The sequence below is a fragment of the Mycobacterium sp. IDUB_19 genome (genome assembly GCF_055419445.1).
Genome location: NZ_JBVAXR010000015.1, coordinates 53,276 through 72,273, shown reverse-complemented (window position 1 = coordinate 72,273; position 18,998 = coordinate 53,276). Strand labels below are relative to the sequence as shown.

16 protein-coding genes and 1 pseudogene are annotated in these 18,998 nt (G+C 65.5%); 2 read left to right on the top strand and 15 right to left on the bottom strand.

Annotated features, from left to right (window positions below; genetic code table 11):
- Positions 1-25: 25 nt before the first annotated feature.
- From ACZY0B_RS14385 to ACZY0B_RS14350, 8 genes and pseudogenes are all read right to left on the bottom strand, one after another.
- A complete protein-coding gene (locus tag ACZY0B_RS14385; RefSeq protein WP_463764796.1) occupies positions 26-853 on the bottom strand; it encodes a mycofactocin-coupled SDR family oxidoreductase in 828 nt (275 codons plus the stop codon).
- 89 nt (positions 854-942) lie between these two features.
- Positions 943-1,767 (bottom strand): SHOCT domain-containing protein, encoded by an 825-nt coding sequence (locus ACZY0B_RS14380; RefSeq protein WP_463764795.1) that lies wholly within the window; start codon positions 1,765-1,767, stop codon positions 943-945.
- A gap of 682 nt (positions 1,768-2,449) precedes the next feature.
- A pseudogene (locus tag ACZY0B_RS14375) lies at positions 2,450-2,671 on the bottom strand (PE family protein); the annotation flags it as partial.
- Between the two features lie 166 nt (positions 2,672-2,837).
- Complete coding sequence (gene tuf / locus ACZY0B_RS14370) at positions 2,838-4,028, bottom strand: elongation factor Tu (protein WP_463764794.1); 1,191 nt, start codon at positions 4,026-4,028, stop codon at positions 2,838-2,840.
- 101 nt (positions 4,029-4,129) lie between these two features.
- The gene (fusA, locus tag ACZY0B_RS14365; RefSeq protein WP_463764793.1) at positions 4,130-6,235 is read right to left on the bottom strand and encodes an elongation factor G; all 2,106 of its coding nucleotides are present in this window, start codon (positions 6,233-6,235) and stop codon (positions 4,130-4,132) included.
- A gap of 74 nt (positions 6,236-6,309) precedes the next feature.
- Entirely contained in the window at positions 6,310-6,780 is a 471-nt protein-coding gene (rpsG, locus tag ACZY0B_RS14360) for a 30S ribosomal protein S7 (RefSeq protein ID WP_463764792.1), read from the bottom strand.
- On the bottom strand, positions 6,780-7,154 hold the full coding sequence (rpsL, locus tag ACZY0B_RS14355; protein WP_007167812.1) for a 30S ribosomal protein S12: 375 nt from the start codon (positions 7,152-7,154) through the stop codon (positions 6,780-6,782). Before rpsL ends, rpsG begins: the two co-directional genes overlap by 1 nt.
- Positions 7,155-7,433: 279 nt before the next feature.
- A complete protein-coding gene (locus ACZY0B_RS14350; protein WP_463764791.1) occupies positions 7,434-8,081 on the bottom strand; it encodes a TetR/AcrR family transcriptional regulator in 648 nt (215 codons plus the stop codon).
- Positions 8,082-8,281: 200 nt separating this feature from the next.
- On the opposite strand from ACZY0B_RS14350, the gene ACZY0B_RS14345 reads away from it, so the two are divergent.
- Both ACZY0B_RS14345 and ACZY0B_RS14340 read left to right on the top strand, forming a co-directional pair.
- On the top strand, positions 8,282-8,659 hold the full coding sequence (locus ACZY0B_RS14345; protein WP_463764790.1) for a DUF3060 domain-containing protein: 378 nt from the start codon (positions 8,282-8,284) through the stop codon (positions 8,657-8,659).
- Positions 8,660-8,697: 38 nt separating this feature from the next.
- Entirely contained in the window at positions 8,698-9,177 is a 480-nt protein-coding gene (locus ACZY0B_RS14340) for a DUF3060 domain-containing protein (RefSeq protein WP_463764789.1), read from the top strand.
- Between the two features lie 14 nt (positions 9,178-9,191).
- Here the strand turns inward: ACZY0B_RS14340 and ACZY0B_RS14335 are convergent, their stop codons facing one another.
- The 7 genes from ACZY0B_RS14335 to ACZY0B_RS14305 all read right to left on the bottom strand — a co-directional run bounded on the left by ACZY0B_RS14335 (position 9,192) and on the right by ACZY0B_RS14305 (position 18,968).
- Complete coding sequence (locus tag ACZY0B_RS14335) at positions 9,192-9,959, bottom strand: crotonase/enoyl-CoA hydratase family protein (RefSeq protein WP_463764788.1); 768 nt, start codon at positions 9,957-9,959, stop codon at positions 9,192-9,194.
- Positions 9,956-10,678: a PaaX family transcriptional regulator C-terminal domain-containing protein gene (locus ACZY0B_RS14330; RefSeq protein WP_463764787.1), complete on the bottom strand. Its 723-nt coding sequence runs from the start codon at positions 10,676-10,678 to the stop codon at positions 9,956-9,958. Before ACZY0B_RS14330 ends, ACZY0B_RS14335 begins: the two co-directional genes overlap by 4 nt.
- Positions 10,679-10,680: 2 nt before the next feature.
- Positions 10,681-11,628 (bottom strand): crotonase/enoyl-CoA hydratase family protein, encoded by a 948-nt coding sequence (locus ACZY0B_RS14325; RefSeq protein WP_463764786.1) that lies wholly within the window; start codon positions 11,626-11,628, stop codon positions 10,681-10,683.
- Between the two features lie 8 nt (positions 11,629-11,636).
- On the bottom strand, positions 11,637-13,265 hold the full coding sequence (locus ACZY0B_RS14320; protein ID WP_463764785.1) for an acyl-CoA dehydrogenase family protein: 1,629 nt from the start codon (positions 13,263-13,265) through the stop codon (positions 11,637-11,639).
- A 46-nt stretch (positions 13,266-13,311) separates the two neighbouring features.
- Complete coding sequence (locus ACZY0B_RS14315) at positions 13,312-14,148, bottom strand: extracellular catalytic domain type 1 short-chain-length polyhydroxyalkanoate depolymerase (RefSeq protein WP_463764783.1); 837 nt, start codon at positions 14,146-14,148, stop codon at positions 13,312-13,314.
- Positions 14,149-14,158: 10 nt separating this feature from the next.
- The gene (locus tag ACZY0B_RS14310; protein ID WP_463764782.1) at positions 14,159-14,917 is read right to left on the bottom strand and encodes a deoxyribonuclease IV; all 759 of its coding nucleotides are present in this window, start codon (positions 14,915-14,917) and stop codon (positions 14,159-14,161) included.
- 100 nt (positions 14,918-15,017) lie between these two features.
- Entirely contained in the window at positions 15,018-18,968 is a 3,951-nt protein-coding gene (locus tag ACZY0B_RS14305; protein WP_463764781.1) for a DNA-directed RNA polymerase subunit beta', read from the bottom strand.
- Positions 18,969-18,998 lie beyond the last annotated feature (30 nt).

The following is an 18,998-nucleotide window of genomic DNA, read 5'->3' as shown; positions in this document are numbered from 1 at the left end:
GTGGAGTTCATAGCACGCGGGGCGGTCAGTACTTTAGGGCGCCCTTATCAACGGGGATCTGCATGCCGGTCACCGTGCCCGAGCCATCGCCGGCCAACCAGGCGACGACGTCGGAAACCTCCTCGGCCGCCATGAATCCCTTGTACTGCATCGGCATTGGCGGGAAGCTGTGCACAAAGCGGGGATGCTTGGCAAAGATCTCCATCATCGCTTCCGGTTCGATCATCGGGGTGTCGATCGAGTAGGGGTGGATGGAGTTGACCCGGATGTTGTATTCGCCGAGCTCGATCGCCAGGGTGTTGGTCAGCGCGGTCAGCCCGAACTTGCTGGCGGCGTAGTGGCCGTTGCCGGGTGTGGCCTTGATGCCGGCCGACGAGCTCACCACCACGATGGATCCGCCGTTGCCGGCCTCGATCATCGCGGGTATCGCTGCGCGCAGGGTGCGCCAGGTACCGGTCAGGTTGACCCCGATGACGGTGTCCCACTGCTCGTCGGTGAGTTCCCAGACCCGGCCCCAGCCCAGCACCCCGGCGTTGGCCACCAGGATGTCGAGCCGGCCGAACTGCTCGACGCCGTCGGCCACCAGCTGCCGCACCGCGGGGTCGTCGCGAATGTCCACCTCGCGGGCCAGCACCTTGCGGCCCTCGGCCTCCACCAAGCGGACGGTCTCGTTGAGGTCCTCGGGTGTGGCCGGCGTGTAGGTGATGGTGCTCGACGCCGACGCACAGATATCGAGCGCGATGATGTCGGCGCCTTCGGCGGCCAGCCGCACCGCATGCGCGCGCCCCTGCGCGCGGGCGGCACCGGTAACGAATGCCACCCGTCCTTGCAGTGATCCTTCACGTCCCGACACTGCACGCCCCTTTCGCCGGCATCTCGCCGAATCACAGGCTAGCAGCGGAACTGAAACGTGTTCTAACTCGGCTGGAAGACCGGGAGGGTTCAGATCTCCGAGATGATCTGGGTCCGGCTGGCGTTGTACTCGTCATCGGTCAAAGCGCCGCTGGCGCGCAGCGTTTCGAGCTGCTGGAGCCGCTCGGCGATCGATGCCTGAGGGGGTGTGCCTACCGGCGCCGCCCCCGCCGGTGCCCCCTGCGCCGCGGGTGTCTGCTCGGCCGCGCGGCGCACCACCGCTTGGATCTGCTGACGCAGTCCCGGGTTTGACCGGATGTCGACCATCCGGTTGAGCGGAATGTTGTTGTCCTTGAGGATCTGCAGGATCTCCATCAACGGCCCGGCCTGCCCGCTCAGGTCGTAAGTCCGGTTGTCCTCGGCCACCGTGAACTGCGCGGGCACCAGACCGTTGACCAAAGCGCTTCGCTCCCAGTCGATTTGGTATTGTTGCGTGGTGGGATCGACCAGGACCACGAGCTTGCGGGCGGTGAGGTTGCCCAACCTGGTGACGTTGGCGATGACCCGGTCTTGACTATCGAACGCCGTGAACCCCGGTCCGGAGATGTGCAGATCGACCTTCACCAGCGGCTGTTCGTTGATCCGGGTACCCGTTTCGGCGAGCCCGGTGATCTGCGCGAGCGCAAGCACCCCGTGTTGCTCCAGCAACGCCGATTTGACCGCCGACTTGGCGCCGTAGTTGGTCAGCGCGAGCGCGATGAGTACGTCGGCCACGGTAATGAGCAGGCCGACATAGAACATCCACTGCAGCAGGTTGCCCAGGCCGAGGGTGAAGTAGACGACCAGAAAGATCGGCCCGACCAAACCGCCGCACAGCAAAACCACTAACTGCGTCTTCAGATAACGCGCCAACACGTGGGTCTCCTCGCCTTGCCGGGAAGTTCGTGTCAGATTAGCGCTGTCGCGTGCGCCTTAGGTACAAACCGCGTCCGGGCATCAGCCCGGCCGGTCAGCGCGACGGTGTCGGCGGTCGGCCTTTGGGAGACGCCGGCGGGGGCGGCGTGGCCGGCCCGGCCGACGGTGTCGGCATCGCCGCCGGCAGCATGCCGGCCGACGAGAGTTCCGCGGATGCCGCGTCCACCTGGGCAGCCGAGGCGGTCAGCGGGCTGGACACGTCCGGTGCCGCTGCCGCGGCCGCCGCTGCCGCTGCCGCGGTCGTCGCTGCCGGTGCATACGCCGGTGCATACGCCGGTGTTTGCGTGTGCGGCGACGCCTGGGCCGCCGATCCCGCCGGCGCGGCCGCCACCGCGGTGGTCGCGGCCATCGGAGTGATCGGCGCCGTGGCCGGCGCCGCCGTCGCTGACATGGCCGCCGGCGCGACGGCACCCGGCTGCACAGCAGCCCCCACCGGCACCCCCGCCGCTACTGAACTTGCCTGTGCCGCGGCTCCGATTACCGGCTGCTGGGCGCCGAGCCCGGGACCGGAGGCGTTGGCCGCGCCCAGCACGGCCTGCGGCCCGATGTCCAGCGGCGCGGCGTTGGCGGCCTCAGTGCTCGCATATTCCGTCGCGCCACCGCTCATGAGCTGCACAAACTGCTGATGGAACAGCGCCGCCTGGGAGCTGATCGCTTGGTAGGCGGCGGCGTGCGCGCCGAACAGCTGCGAGATGCTGGTCGACACTGCGTCGGCGCCGGCGGCCTCAACGGCGGAGGTCGCGCCCGATGCCGCCGAGTTGGCGTACTCGATGGCGGATCCGACTTTTGCCAAGTCGGATGCCGCAGACGCCACATACTCCGGCGTCGCATTCACGAACGACATCCGAACCTCCCGGCCAGACCGCGACGGTCAAATTCCCCGACCGTCAATTACTGACATCGAAACAGCTTACCGGAAATTTGCCAACCATCTATGCAGCTTCTGCACGGCCGAAATGCACAAAGGCCCGCATCGCCGATACGGGCAATCCGGGCCTTGTGCGGTCGAGCTAGGTGATGATCTTGACGACCCGGCCGGCGCCGACGGTACGGCCACCTTCGCGGATCGCGAAGCGCAGACCGTCATCCATGGCGACGGGCTGAATCAGCTTCACCGAGATGTTGGTGTTGTCACCGGGCATCACCATTTCGGTGCCCTCCGGCAGCGTCACCACACCGGTCACGTCGGTGGTGCGGAAGTAGAACTGCGGACGGTAGTTGTTGAAGAACGGCGTGTGCCGGCCGCCCTCATCCTTGGACAGGATGTAGACGCTGCCCTCGAACTCGGTGTGCGGCGTGGTGGTGCCGGGCTTGACCACGACCTGGCCGCGCTCGACGTCTTCGCGCTTGATACCACGCAGCAACAGCCCGACGTTGTCGCCGGCCTGCCCCTGGTCGAGCAGCTTGCGGAACATCTCCACACCGGTGACCGTGGTCTTGGTGCTGGTCGGCTTGATGCCGACGATCTCGACTTCCTCGTTCACGTTGATCACGCCGCGCTCGACACGTCCGGTGACCACGGTGCCACGACCGGTGATGGTGAAGACGTCCTCGACGGGCATCAGGAACGGCTTGTCGGTCTCACGAACCGGGTCCGGAATCGACTCGTCGACGGCGTCCATCAGCTGCACGACGGACTCGACCCACTGAGCGTCGCCCTCGAGTGCCTTGAGCGCCGAGACGCGGATGACCGGAGCCTCCTCGTCGAACTCCTGGGCGGCCAGCAGCTCGCGGACCTCCAGCTCGACGAGCTCGAGCAGCTCCTCGTCGTCGACCATGTCGGCCTTGTTCAGGGCGACCAGGATGTAGGGCACCCCGACCTGACGGGCGAGTAGCACGTGCTCACGGGTCTGCGGCATCGGGCCGTCGGTGGCGGCGACCACCAGGATCGCGCCGTCCATCTGGGCCGCGCCGGTGATCATGTTCTTGATGTAGTCAGCGTGACCCGGGGCGTCCACGTGGGCGTAGTGACGCTTCTCGGTCTGGTACTCCACGTGGGAGATGTTGATGGTGATACCGCGCTGACGCTCCTCAGGCGCGTTGTCGATCTGGTCGAAGGCGCGCGACTCGTTGAGGTTCGGGTACTTGTCATGCAGGACTTTGGTGATCGCCGCGGTCAGTGTGGTCTTGCCGTGGTCAACGTGACCAATGGTCCCGATGTTGACGTGCGGCTTCGTCCGCTCGAACTTCGCCTTCGCCACTTCTGTGTCCTCCTGGACTAATTGGTGCTTTGGTTAAAGCAGTGTTGATGTTGTTGTAAATGCCGCGGTGGTAACCGGGCCAGGTTACTCCGAGCTGATATTCACTCGCCCGTCGCCTTGGCGATGATCTCCTTCGAGACGTTCGCCGGGACTTCGGCATACGAGTCGAACACCATGGAGTAGTTCGCCCGGCCTTGAGTCTTGGACCGCAGGTCGCCGACGTAGCCGAACATCTCCGACAGCGGCACGTGCGCCCGAACGACGCGCGCACCAGCCCGCTCCTCCATGGCCTGGATCTGGCCACGGCGGGAGTTCAGGTCGCCGATCACGTCACCCATGTAGTCCTCGGGTGTGGTCACTTCGACCGCCATGATCGGCTCGAGGATCACCGGCTGGGCTTGCTGCGCAGCCTTTTTCAGCACCTGTGATCCTGCGATCTTGAACGCCATTTCCGAGGAGTCGACCTCGTGGTAGGCGCCGTCGAGCAAGGTGACTTTCACGTTCACCAGCGGGTAGCCGGCCAGCACACCGTATTGCATCGCGTCCTGCGCGCCGGCATCCACCGAAGGGATGTACTCGCGCGGGATGCGGCCTCCGGTGACCTTGTTGTCGAACTCGTAGGTGGCACCGTCCTCGCCGTGGAACGGTTCGAGGTTGATCAGCACCTTCGCGAACTGGCCCGAGCCACCCGTCTGCTTCTTGTGGGTGAACTCGACCTTCTCCACCAACCGCTTGATGGTCTCCTTGTAGGCGACCTGAGGCTTGCCGACGTTGGCTTCGACCTTGAACTCGCGGCGCATGCGGTCCACCAGGATGTCCAGGTGCAGCTCGCCCATGCCGCCGATCACGGTTTGGCCAGTCTCGGAGTCCTGGTGCACCTTGAAGGTCGGGTCCTCCTCGGCGAGCTTCTGGATCGAAAGGCTCAGCTTCTCCTGGTCGCTCTTGGTCTTGGGCTCGATCGCCACCTCGATAACCGGGGCGGGGAAGGTCATCGACTCGAGCACGACCTGGTTGTTCGGGTCACTCAGGGTGTCCCCGGTGGTGGTGTCCTTGAGGCCGATCACCGCGTAGATGTGACCCGCCGACGCGGTCTCCACCGGGTTCTCCTTGTTGGAGTGCATCTGGAACAGCTTGCCCAGCCGCTCCTTCTTGCCCTTGGTGGCGTTGATGACCTGGCTGCCGGAATCGACCTTGCCCGAATACACCCGGACGTAGGTCAGCTTGCCGAAGAACGGGTGCGTCGCGACCTTGAACGCCAGCGCGGAGAAGGGCTCGTCGGTCGACGGCTTGCGGACGATCTCCACGTCCTCCTTGCCCGGCGCATGGCCGATGGCCGGCGGTACGTCCAGCGGCGAGGGCAGGTAGTCGATGACCGCGTCCAGCATCGGCTGCACGCCCTTGTTCTTGAACGCACTGCCGCACAGCACCGGGTAGGCCTCCGAGCTGATGGTCAGCTTGCGGATGGCGCCCTTGATCTCGGCGACGGTGAGCTCCTCGCCGCCGAAGTACTTCTCCAGCAGCGCCTCGTCGGTCTCGGCGACGGCCTCGAGCAGCTTGGTGCGGTACTCGTCGGCCTTCTCGGCAAGTTCGGCCGGGATGTCGATGGTCTCGTAGGTCTCGCCGAGCTTCGTCTCGCCGCGCCAGACCTTCGCCTTCATCTCGACCAGGTCGATGACGCCTTCGAAGTCGCCCTCGGAACCGACGGGCAGCTGGATCGGGATGACGTTGGCGCCGAGGCGCTCTTCCATCGTCTTGACCGAGAAGTAGAAGTCGGCGCCGACCTTGTCCATCTTGTTGACGAAGCAGATCCGCGGGACGTCGTACTTGTCGGCCTGGCGCCACACCTGCTCGGACTGCGGCTCGACACCTTCCTTGCCGTCGAAGACGGCAACGGCACCGTCGAGAACCCGCAGGCTGCGCTCCACCTCGACGGTGAAGTCGACGTGCCCAGGCGTGTCGATGATGTTGATCTGGTTGTCATTCCAGAAGCAGGTGGTGGCTGCGGAGGTGATGGTGATTCCGCGCTCTTGCTCCTGCTCCATCCAGTCCATGGTGGCGGCGCCGTCGTGGACCTCACCGATCTTGTAGCTGATACCGGTGTAGTAGAGGATGCGCTCCGTCGTCGTCGTCTTGCCGGCGTCGATGTGCGCCATGATGCCGATGTTGCGGACCTTGGTCAGGTCGGTCAGCACGTCCTTCTGTGCCACAGAAGTCTTCCCACTCTTTCGATTGCGTAGTTAGTTCGCTTTGTCTGTCGCCCCGGCTGCACTGCCGGAGGTGATCACCAGCGATAGTGCGCAAAGGCGCGGTTGGCCTCGGCCATCTTGTGGGTGTCCTCACGCCGCTTGACGGCGGCACCCAGGCCATTGCTGGCGTCCAGGATCTCGTTCGCCAGTCGCTCGACCATCGTCTTCTCTCGACGTTGCTTGGAGAAGCTGACCAGCCACCGCAGTGCCAACGTCACCGAGCGTTCCGGACGCACCTCGACCGGGACCTGGTAGGTCGCACCACCGACGCGCCGGCTGCGTACCTCTAGGGCGGGCTTGACGTTGTCCATGGCACGCTTCAGCGTGATGACGGGGTCGGTGCCGGTCTTGTCGCGAGCTTGCTCGAGCGCACCATAAACAATGCGTTCGGCCAGGGATTTCTTCCCGTCCAGCAGAACTTTGTTGACGAGCTGGGTCACCAGCTGCGACCCGTAGACCGGGTCGTTGACCAGCGGGCGCTTCGGCGCGGGGCCCTTGCGCGGCATTAGCTCTTCTCCTTCTTGGCGCCGTAACGGCTGCGAGCCTGCTTGCGGTTCTTGACACCTTGGGTGTCGAGCGAACCGCGGATGATCTTGTACCGCACACCGGGCAGGTCCTTCACACGGCCACCACGCACCAGCACCATCGAGTGCTCCTGCAGGTTGTGGCCCTCGCCAGGAATGTAGGCCGTGACCTCGACCTGGCTCGTCAGCTTCACGCGCGCCACCTTCCGAAGCGCCGAGTTCGGCTTCTTCGGGGTGGTGGTGTACACGCGGGTGCATACGCCACGGCGCTGCGGGCTGCCCTTCAGGGCCGCGGTCTTGACCTTGGCGATCTTGTCGCGGCGACCCTTGCGGACCAGCTGCTGAATGGTTGGCATCTACCGGCTTTCTCTCTTCGAAGTCTTCTTGCTGCTCTTAAGTCTCTGTACTGCGGTTATGCCCCGCCGCACTACCCCGCGGCCGGGTGTGTCGCACTCGCTCAGCACCGAATTCATCCGATGCGTGGTGGACATGCGAATTTGCCCGGCATCCACTTCCTTACGTCAGGCGCCGTAAGCCGCCAGGCACGAGCCACCACAATACCCGCCGCTGGTCTGGCAGGTCAAAGCGACCGCTGCACCCAACCACACACCTGCGCGCCCGTGTCCGGTCGGCCGCTATTTCGGCGGAGTACCGTCCGGCGCAGTGCGCCTGTCCAAGCCTGTCGCCAGCCGCAACACCATCTCGCTGAACAGAGCATCCGTGTCGATGTCGTCCATAACACCGGTCATTTCCAGCAAGACGAACCCGTGCAACGCGGACCAGAATTCCAGCGCGGCGAAAAAAGCCTCCTCGCCGTCGAGTCCGTAGGAGGACAACACGGCGATGACGGGTGCGGCTGCACCCCGGGTGGCCGCGGTGTACTCGGGGTCGTCGCCGCCCAGCGGCATCCGGGTGAACGCCGAGTACCGCCCGGGGTGGTGGTGGGCATAACTGCGGTAGGCGCCCGCCATCACCAGCACCGCGTCATCGCGGGACCGGCCCTCGCCGACCCGGTTCAGCATCGTGATGATGTCGTCGATGACCCGGATCCGCACGGCGCGACGCAGGTCTTCCAGGCTGTCTACGTGGTTGTAGAGCGACGGCCCCTTCGTGCCCAGCTGAGTCGCCAGCGCGTTGATGGTCAGCGAGTCCCAGCCCTCTCGGTCCAGGAACGTCAGTGCGCCATCGACGATGCCGTCCCGGCTCAACTTGCCCGGGCGAGACGGGGATCTGCCGGCACGCTGGCGCCCGCCCGCCGACGGCTGTTCCGGGTGAACTGCCATGGCGATCGCCCTTCGATTGCGGTGAATAGGTGAAGGTCAAACTAATGACTCTAGTTGACGGAGTCGCCAATCTACTCGGACGGATCCGGGGCGGGTCGCGGTTGGCCGCGACGAAAAAAATTTGCCATCGAGCAGGCAAATACACGTAGGCTCAGTCCAGCAGATTCCCGCCAGAGACATACCCAGCGAAGGGGGCCGCGGTGCGTTGGAGAACCGTCGCCGGGTCGCTTGCAACCTGTGTCATCACGATTACCGCCACACCCGCCGCGCCACCGCCGGTCGCGCAGGCCAAGAACGGCGACACCCACGTCATCGGGCAGGGCATCCAACAGACCCTGGACTGCAACGACGCGACTCTGATCGTCAACGGCAGCGGGAACTACGTCAACGCGATGGGCAACTGCTGGGCGGTGACGGTGATGGGCTCGGGCAACACGATCATCGCGGACTCGGTCACGCACGACATCACGGTGTATGGCTATGACCAGACCGTCTTCTATCACAATGGCGCGCCGATCCTCTGGGACCGCGGCCGCGAACTGGGAATGACCAACCGGCTGCAGCAGGTGCCTGCCTGAGGCACAGCACTGCAGTTGGGAGTACCGAGGAGGGGAATATGCGCGTCCACATCACTGACCGATCGTCGCGGCTCGTGATGCTCGCCCTGGCGCCGGCCGTTGCGGCTGCGGTGCTGGCCGGTTGCAGTTCGACCGCCAACCCGCCCGGGGGCCCCAGCACGACAACCACGACGACGACGAAGACCAGCGCGGCCGCACCGACTACCGGAACGAGCGGCGCAAGCACCACCGCTTCCGTCGAGATCGGGAACACGCTGAACTACGGATCGATGGGGACCACGAGCACGCTCGACTGCGCCAGCGGCAAATCGCTGAATGTCGCCGGTTCCAACAACACGCTGACCGTTACCGGCAGCTGCGCGACGGTGAGCATCGGCGGCACAAACAACAAGATCACCATCGACAAGGTCGAGACCCGGATCACGGTGCTGGGGCTCGACAACACCATCACTTACAAAGACGGTGACCCGAAGGTGGACAACCTCGGCTCGGGCAACACCATCAACAAGGCGAGCTGACCCCTGGCGAAGGGCTAGCTCGCGGGCACCCCGTGACGGCCGGCGCCGGCGGCGAACCGCCCCGCCCCTTCATTGGCCTCCACGGCAACTTTGGCGATGCTGGCGAATTCTTGGTCGATCGCCTCCGGTTCGGGCAAGCCCCATTGATGTAGCGCCGAAAGCCGATCCGCGCGCAGACACTGCTGGGGCAGGGCGGCCAATTCAGCGGCCAACTCCTCGGCGGCCTGTCGCGCTTGGCCTTTGGCGACAACCCGATTGGCCAGTCCGATCGCGAGTGCTTCGTCGGCGTTGACAGCGCGGCCGGTGAGGATCATGTCCATCGCTCGGCTCTGCCCGATCAGTCGCGGCAGCCGCACGGTGCCGCCGTCGATCAGCGGCACCCCCCATCGGCGGCAGTACACACCGAACACGGCATCTTCCTCGGCCACCCGCAGATCGCACCAGATGGCCAGCTCCAGGCCCCCCGCCACGGCGTAGCCGCTCACCGCGGCAATCACGGGCTTGGACAACACCATTCGCGACGGGCCCATCGGGCCGGGACCGGTCCGATGGATGGTGTTAGCCTCCGACGTTTGGAATGCCTTCAAATCGGCCCCCGCGCAAAAGGTTCCGCCCTCACCCCACAACACAGCCACCGACGCCGAGTCGTCGCGGTCGAATTCCCCGAACGCCGCGTACAGCGCGGCGGCCGTCGGGCCGTTGACCGCGTTACGCGCACCCGGCCGGTTGAGGATCACCGTGGTCACCGGGCCGTTGCGTTCCACACGCACCGGATCACTCATTTCGCCTCCAGGAGTTGAGTTGCATCGCGCCGCTGAAGCAGCTCGGTCGCGAAGTCGTGATAGGCGCTGCGCAGCCGCCCGCCCGGCCAATCGTCAGGCAGCAGTTCGACGGGCAGCATCGGGTCGGTGAGCAGGTGTCGCACTATCCCCGCCGCCACCATAAACCGGCCGGGAACGTCCGGCGCATCGGCCATTTCGTCGATCAACTGCCGACCGGCGCTCGCCCACGCGGGCAGATCCCACAGCTGGGCAGCCAGCTGTCCGGGCGCGTCGTCACGCGCGATGAGCACCCGTACCCGGTCGGCAATGTCGGGTTCCAAGTCGAGGCCAAGGTTGTCAGGCCGCATCCAAACACCTTCGCGCAGTTCACCGAAGCGCTTGCGGTACATACTGGTTCGTTGTGCGGCCCGGGTGCGGGCATCGGTGCCGACACTGGTGACGATCACGACATGCCAGTCTCCGCGCCAGGCCCGGGTTTGCGGCCGCATGGCCTCGTCCTGGCGGCGCTGGCGGGCCAGTAGCCGATCCGAGAGCCGGTAGCCGTCAGCGGAGCGGATCAGGTCGCCGGCACCGACCATACGGGTCAGCGCGACCCGCAACGTCGTCTCCTTGATTCCGAAATCAGTTGTCAGCCTGATCAATTCGCTTACGGTTGCCCAGGCCGGGTGGGCGCCGAGCAGCACGCTCAATACCACGGACCGGGCCGTCATGTTCGGCATGACTACACCTCGGAGGTGCGGCGGCCGTAGTCGCCGAACGGCTCGTCGCGATGCCGCACCGCTTCGCGGAAGCCGTGTTCGACCGAATCGGCGACGAAGTCGTGCCCCTCTTGCGTGTGCCGGGCGACGCCGTCGAACACCGTGCTGACCATCCGGCTGGTGGCCACACCCTGTTGCAGCAGAGCCGAATTCAGGGCGAGTTTGATCATGATCAGCTGGTTGACCGGAACCGCCGCAATGCGCTGAACCAGTCGCTCGGTGCGCTCGTCGAGGTCTTTCGGGTCCGGCGCCTCGACGGCCAGGCCCCATTCGGCGGCTTGCGCGCCGGTGATCGAATCACCGGTGAACAGTAAGCGTTTGGCCCGCTGGTCACCGAGCCGGTGCGCCCACAGGCCCGCCGCCGGGACACCCCACACCCGCGTGGGCGGGTAGCCGATTTTGGCGTCGGCCGCGGCAATCACCTGGTCGGCGTGCAGCGCGATGTCGGTGCCGCCGGCCACGCAGTAACCGTGGATCTTCACCACCGTCGGCTTGTCGGCGTGCAGCAGGCTGGAGAAGCCGCGCACGAATCGGCTCATCATCTGGTAGTCGATCATCGGGTCCCACGGGCGATCGGGCAGGTGGTTGACGCCCTGCGTCTTGCCGTCCAGCACGGTGCCCGCATACGCGCCTTTAAGGCCCGCGTCGCCGGCCGAGCCGGTGCGATCGGCGTATGCGGACAGGTCGAAGCCCGCGCAAAAGCCTTCCCCGCGACCGGATACCAGAATGACGTGGACGCCTGGGTCGAGATCGGCCCGCTCCACCAATGCCGAGAGCTCCAGCGGGGTGTCCGCGACAATCGCGTTGCCCTTCTCCGGCCGATTGAACGTGATCCGCGCAACCCGGTCGGTGACCTCGTAGGTCATCGTCTTCAGGTTGTCGAAATCGACTGGCCTGATCGCATGAGTCATGTTGCGACTCAGCCCTTGACCAGGACTCGCTCCAGGATGGGCGCCAGATCCAGCCCGGTCGGCATCGTGCCGAATGCGCCGCCCCACGCACCGCCCAGCCTGGTCGCCAGGAACGCCTCGGCGACCGCGGGATGGCCGTGACGCACCAGCAGCGAGCCCTGCAGGGCCAGGCAGATGTCCTCGGCGACCTTGCGGGCGCGGTAGGCGATGGTGTCCAGGTCGGTCAGGTCTTGATGCAACCGCTCGACGTGGCTGCCCAGTCGCGGGTCCTGGCCGGCGCTCTCGTCCAGCTCGGCAAAGAGCACTTCGATGCACTCCGGACGAGTTGCCATGGCGCGCAAGGTATCCAGAGCGCTGACATTGCCGGAACCTTCCCAGATACCCATCAGCGGCGCCTCGCGGTACAGACGTGGCATTCCGGACTCTTCGACGTAGCCGTTGCCACCCAGGCATTCCAGCGCTTCGGCCGCGTGCGGGGTGGAACGCTTACACACCCAGTACTTGCTGGCCGCCAAGCCGATTCGGCGCAGCAGCGTCTCCTTCTCGTCCCCGCGCAACGCGCTGTCGGTGGCACCGGCCATCCGCATCGCGACGATCGTCGCGGCCTCGGCCTCGACGGCCAGGTCGGCCAGCACGTTGCGCATCAACGGCTGATCAATCAGGTAGGCGCCGAACGCTTTCCGGTGCTGGGCGTGGTGGATGGCGCGAGTCAGCCCGGTGCGCATGCTGGTGGCGCTGCCCAGGGTGCAGTCCAGCCGGGTGAGGTTGACCATCTCGATGATGGTCGGCACGCCGCGGCCCTCTTCCCCCACCAGCCAGGCGATGGCGCCGTCGTATTCCACCTCGCTGGAGGCGTTGGCGTGGTTGCCGAGCTTGTCCTTCAAGCGCTGCAGGAACATCCGGTTACGGCTGCCGTCGGGCAGGATGCGCGGCAGCATGAAGCACGACAGCCCGCCCGGTGCCTGCGCCAGCACCAGGAAGACGTCGCACATCGGCGCCGAGGTGAACCATTTGTGGCCGATCAGGCTGTAGGTGCCGTCGCCGTTCGGGGTGGCCTGCGTGGTGCCGGCGCGCACATCGGAGCCGCCCTGCTTCTCGGTCATCGACATGCCCGCGGTGATGCCGGCCTTGGTGGTGGCCAGCCTGAGGTCCGGGTCGTACTCGCGACTGGCCAGCAGCGGTTCGTAAACCGCCGCCAGCTCGGGGTTGTAGCGCAGCGCCGGGACGACGGCGTAGGTCATCGAGATCGGGCAGACATGGCCCGGCTCCACGTTCCAGGCCGACATCTTGGCCGCCCGCACCACATGGGCGCCCGGCCGTTCGTCGGCCCACGGCGCGGCGTGCAGGCCGTGCGCGATCGCCGCGCGCATCAGCTCGTGGTAAGCCGGGTCGTACTCGACTTCGTCGACACGGTGTCCGGTGCGGTCGTGGGTGCGCAGGATGGGCTGGTTGCGGTCGGCGAGCTCACCCCAACGCTGGGCTTCGTGGCTGGCCGACAGCGCCCCGACCGCGTTCACCTCATCCAGCCCCCACTGCCCGCCCTCGCGGATCAGGGCCTCGACAAGCATCGGCGATGTCGCGGGGTTGTAGTTCTCCAGCTGTGGGACCTGGTTGGTGACGACATGCGTGTCTGACATGGCACCCATATTACATTTTTCCAACAACCGCACAAGAGGTGTAATACTAGCGCGAGCGCGCGGCGAAGAACTCCCACAGCGTCCGGGTCGCCAACGGCGGCCACTCGTGGGCACCCTGGTCGATGGTAATGAGCGTGACTTGGCGTTTGTCGGCGCATCCGGCGGACGACGTGGTGACCGGACCATCGGTCGTGACAGCCGGGGTGGTGCATTGATCGACGTTGCGCCAGAACGCATTCACCGCTGCCACGGGTGGACCATTGATGACGCTGAAACCCTGGCCGCCGCCGTACGGCACCAGGCGATCCGCGGTGCCGTGAATGTGCATGACCGATGTCGGCCGGGCAGACCGGCACGGGTTCAGCTGGATGCCGGCGACCGGACCGATCGCCGCGAATATGTCGGTGGTGCACGCCAGCGTGTAAGACATGATGCCGCCGTTGCTCATCCCGGTGACGTAGACCTTGGCGGGATCGATACCGATGTTCTGGGCGATGTCGGCGACGGCGGCGGTGATGAAGGCGACGTCATCGACGCCTTCTCGGCCCGGTCGCCCGCAGCAGCCTTCCCCGTCGACGTTCCAGGCCCGGCCGAGGCCATCCGGGTAGGCGACGACGAATTTGCCTGATTCGGCCAATCCGTCCCAACCGTAATCCCTTTCGGCTTGCACGCCACTGCCGGAAAAGCCATGCAACATGACCACCAGCGGAGCCGACGCCGACACGCCAGTGGGCTGGTAGAGCCGATAGCTGCGATCGTATCCGGCGGCCCTGATGTGGTGGATGCTGGTGCCGGCGACGAAGCCCGACGGCAGCGTCTGCCCCGACGAACATGCCGCAATCAGCAGAACTATCCCGAAAAGCGTTGCGAGCCGGCCGGGCATGGGCCTGCAATCAGCCGTTTGTTTTTTCCCGCAGGAACGCGATGTCGTCCTTGCGGCCCTCGTCGGACGTTTCGCAGACCACCGGCGCCTCCGCGGCTTTGACGGCTGCGACCAGCAATTCGGGATCGATCTGGCCGGTCCCCAGGTTGGCGTGGCGGTCGCGGCCCGAGCCCGCCTCGTCCTTGGAATCGTTGCAGTGCACCAAATCGATCCGGCCGGTGATCGCCTTGATCCGATCGACGGCATCGATCAGGGCTTCACCGGGCGCCCAGGTGTGGCAGGTGTCCAGGCAGAAGCCAATTCCGGTGTCGCCGATGACATCCCAAAGGCGGCCGATGGTGTCGAAGCGGCGCGCCATCGCGTGGTCCCCGCCCGCGGTGTTTTCCAGATACACCGGCACGGTGGATTCCAGCTGATCGAGAGCCTTGCGCCAGCGGGCAAAACCCTCGTCCAGATCGTTGTCATCGGTGACATGGCCGCCGTGCACGATAATCGCCGCGGCGCCGATGTCGGCGGCCGCGTCGCAGGTCTGCTGCAGGATCTTTCGCGACGGGATCCGCACCTTGTTGTTCGCCGATGCGACATTGATCAGGTAGGGCGCATGCACGTAGATCGGCAGCGCCGCGGCCTTCAGCACAGCGGCGTCCTCGCGTGGCTTGGGCGCCTTCCAACTCTGCGGGTTGCCGAGGAAAATCTGCACCAGGTCAGCGCCTTCGGCTGCCGCTGCGGCCAGTGGATCCTGCGGACTGACATGTGAACCGATCAACACGTGGGCCAGTCTAATGAGTCGGCCCCACAGCGCGTCGAACATGCGGTTGGCCGCAACGAGAAAGCCCCGGGCGAAACCCGGGGCTTTCTCGATTGTTGACTTAGCGGTAGTCGCTGTAGCCGTAGTCGTCCAGCGGAACCGCAGCACCGGAGGCCTGGCCGAAGTCCGGGCTGTAGTACTGATCCTCGTAGGACGGGATCGTGTACGCCGCGGCCCGGGCCTCCTCGGTCGGCTGCACCTGGATGTTGCGGTACCGGTTGATACCGGTACCGGCCGGGATCAGCTTTCCGATGATCACGTTCTCCTTCAGACCCTGCAGCTTGTCGCTGCGGCAGTTGATCGCCGCATCGGTCAGCACACGCGTGGTCTCCTGGAACGACGCCGCACTCAGCCACGAGTCGGTGGCGAGGCTCGCCTTGGTGATACCCATCAGCACCGGACGACCGGCTGCGGGCTCGCCGCCCTCGGCCACCACCCGGCGGTTCTCCGCCTCGAACCCGGCACGTTCGATCAGCGAGCCGGGCAGGAACTCCGTCGCGCCCGAGTCGATGATCGTGACGCGGCGCAGCATCTGGCGAACGATCACCTCGATGTGCTTGTCGTGGATCGACACACCCTGGGCGCGGTAGACCTCTTGGGTCTCCCGGACCAGGTGGATCTGCACCTGACGGGGGCCTTGCACCCGCAACACCTCGTGCGGATCGGCCGAGCCTTCCATCAGCTGCTGGCCCACCTCAACGTGGTCACCATCGGAAAGCACTCGCTCGGAACCGTCTTCGTGCTTGAACACCCGCAGCCGCTGCCGCTTGGAGAGCTTGTCGTAGACCACTTCCTCGCCGCCATCATCGGGGATGATGGTGATCTTGTAGAAGCGCTCACCGTCCTCGAGCTGAATCCGCCCGGTGACGTCGGCGATCGGCGCCTTGCCTCGCGGCACCCGAGCCTCGAACAGCTCCTGCACACGTGGCAGACCGCCGGTGATGTCTTCACCGACACCACCCTGGTGGAAGGTACGCATGGTCAGCTGCGTACCGGGCTCACCAATGGACTGCGCGGCCACGATACCGACGGCCTCGCCGATGTCGACCAGCTTGCCGGTCGCCATCGAGCGGCCGTAACACGTTGCACACACACCGGTTCCGGTGGTGCAGGTCAGCACCGAGCGGACCTTGATCTGCGTGATGCCCGCAGCCAGCAAGGCTTCGATCGACGGGTCGCCCAGGTCCTCACCACGCGCGACGACGACGTTGCCGGCCTCATCGATCGCGTCGGCGCCCAAAGTCCGTGCGTACGCCGAGGTTTCGATGTACGGGTCACGGATCAGGGTGCCGTCCGGCTGACGCTCGGCGAGCTCGACGTTGATGCCGCGCTCGGTCTCGCAGTCGTGCTCGCGGACAATGACGTCCTGGCTCACGTCCACCAGACGACGGGTCAGGTAACCCGAGTCGGCGGTACGCAACGCAGTGTCGGCCAAGCCCTTTCGAGCACCGTGCGTGTTGATGAAGTACTCCAGCACGGTCAGGCCCTCGCGGAACGACGACTTGACCGGACGCGGGATGAACTCACCCTTCGGGTTGGTCACCAGGCCCTTCATGCCGGCCAGTGTTCGGGTCTGGGTGAAGTTACCCGTGGCACCCGAGTCGACGATCGTGATGATCGGGTTATCGGCCGGGTAGTGCTCGCGGAGCGCCTTACCGACCTCGTCGGTGGCTTCCTTCCAGATCTCCACCAGCGCCTCGTTGCGCTCGTCGTGGTTCAAAGCACCACGCTGGAACTGCTTTTCGACCTTGTCCGCCCGGTCCTCGTAGTGGTCGAGGATCTCCTTCTTACGCGGCGGAACCAACACGTCGGCCATCGAGACCGTGACACCGCTTCGGGTCGCCCAGTGGAAACCGGCGTCCTTCAGCTTGTCGACGGTCTGCGCGACCACGATCATCGGATAGCGCTCGGCCAGGTCGTTGATGATGGCAGCCTGCACCTTCTTGTGCATCTGCTTGTTCACGAACGCATAACCCAGCGGCAGCAGCTCGTTGAACAGCACCCGGCCCAGGGTCGTATCGGCCGTCCACGCATCACCGGGCCGCCAAGCGTTCTGGCCGAACAGCTCGGCCTCGATGTCGGCCGGCGGACGCAGCTGCGTCAGCCGCACCTTGATCTTGGCCCGCACCGAGAGCACACCACGGTCGGACGCCATGATCGCCTCGGCCGGCGAGGAATACACGCCCACCTCCGGTTGATCCTTGGCAGCCGGCTGATATTCGCCGTCGGCCCCATCCACCTCGGTGGTCAGGTAGAACAGGCCGGTGACCATGTCGAGTCGCGGCATGGCCAATGGGCGGCCGGACGCGGGCGACAGGATGTTGTTGCTCGACAGCATCAGGATGCGAGCCTCGGCCTGCGCCTCGGCGCTCAGCGGCAGGTGAACCGCCATCTGGTCACCGTCGAAGTCGGCGTTGAACGCCTCACACACCAACGGGTGCAGCTGAATGGCCTTGCCCTCCACCAGCATTGGCTCGAAAGCCTGGATACCGAGGCGGTGCAGGGTGGGCGCGCGGTTCAGCAGAACCGGGTGCTCGGAGATGACCTCTTCGAGCACGTCCCACACCTGGGGGCGCTGGCGCTCGACCATTCGCTTGGCGCTCTTGATGTTCTGCGCGTGGTTGAGGTCGACCAGTCGCTTCATCACGAAGGGCTTGAACAGCTCCAGCGCCATCAGCTTGGGCAGTCCGCACTGGTGCAGCTTGAGCTGCGGACCGACCACGATGACCGAACGGCCCGAGTAGTCGACACGCTTACCGAGCAGGTTCTGGCGGAACCGGCCCTGCTTACCCTTGAGCAGATCCGACAGCGACTTGAGCGGACGGTTGCCCGGCCCGGTGACCGGACGGCCCCGACGGCCGTTGTCGAACAGCGCGTCGACGGACTCCTGCAGCATCCGCTTCTCGTTGTTGACGATGATCTCGGGCGCACCGAGGTCGATCAGCCTCTTGAGACGGTTATTGCGGTTGATCACGCGGCGGTACAGGTCGTTGAGGTCGCTGGTCGCGAACCGACCACCGTCGAGCTGCACCATCGGACGCAGCTCCGGCGGGATGACCGGAACCGCGTCGAGCACCATGCCCATCGGCGAGTTGCCCGACTGCTGGAAGGCCGCGACGACCTTCAGGCGCTTCAGCGCACGAAGCTTCTTCTGCCCCTTGCCGTTTCGGATGACATCGCGCAGGATGTCGGCCTCGGCGTCGATGTCGAAGTTCTCGATCAGCTTCTGGATCGACTCCGCGCCCATGGCGCCGGTGAAGTACTCGCCGTAACGGTCGATGAGCTCGCGGTAGAGGTTCTCGTCGACGATCAGCTGCTTGGGAGCCAACTTGGTGAAGGTCGTCCAGATGTCGTCCAACCGGTCCAGCTCACGCTGGGCGCGGTCGCGGAGCTGGCGCATCTCACGCTCGCCGCCGTCCCGAACCTTGCGCCGCGCATCGGCTTTTGCGCCCTCGGCCTCCAGCTCGGCAAGGTCGGCCTCCAGCTTCTGCGCACGGGCCTCCAGGTCGGCGTCGCGCTGGTCCTCAACAGCCTTGCGCTCCACCACCATTTCGGCCTCGAGCGTGGACAGCTCGTTGTGCCGCATCTCATCGTCGACTGCCGTGATCACGTAGGCGGCGAAGTAGATGATCTTCTCGAGATCCTTCGGCGCGAGGTCCAGCAGGTACCCGAGGCGCGAAGGCACACCCTTGAAGTACCAGATGTGCGTGACCGGCGCGGCCAGCTCGATGTGCCCCATCCGCTCACGACGCACCTTGGCGCGAGTCACCTCGACGCCACAGCGCTCACAGATGATGCCCTTGAAGCGCACGCGCTTGTACTTGCCGCAGTAGCACTCCCAGTCGCGAGTCGGTCCGAAGATCTTCTCGCAGAACAGGCCGTCCTTCTCGGGCTTCAGCGTGCGGTAGTTGATTGTCTCCGGCTTCTTGACCTCGCCGTAAGACCATTGCCTGATGTCCTCCGCGGTGGCCAGGCCGATACGGAGTTCATCGAAGAAGTTGACGTCGAGCACGTAACTCCCTTTCCCCTTGCGGGTTTAACT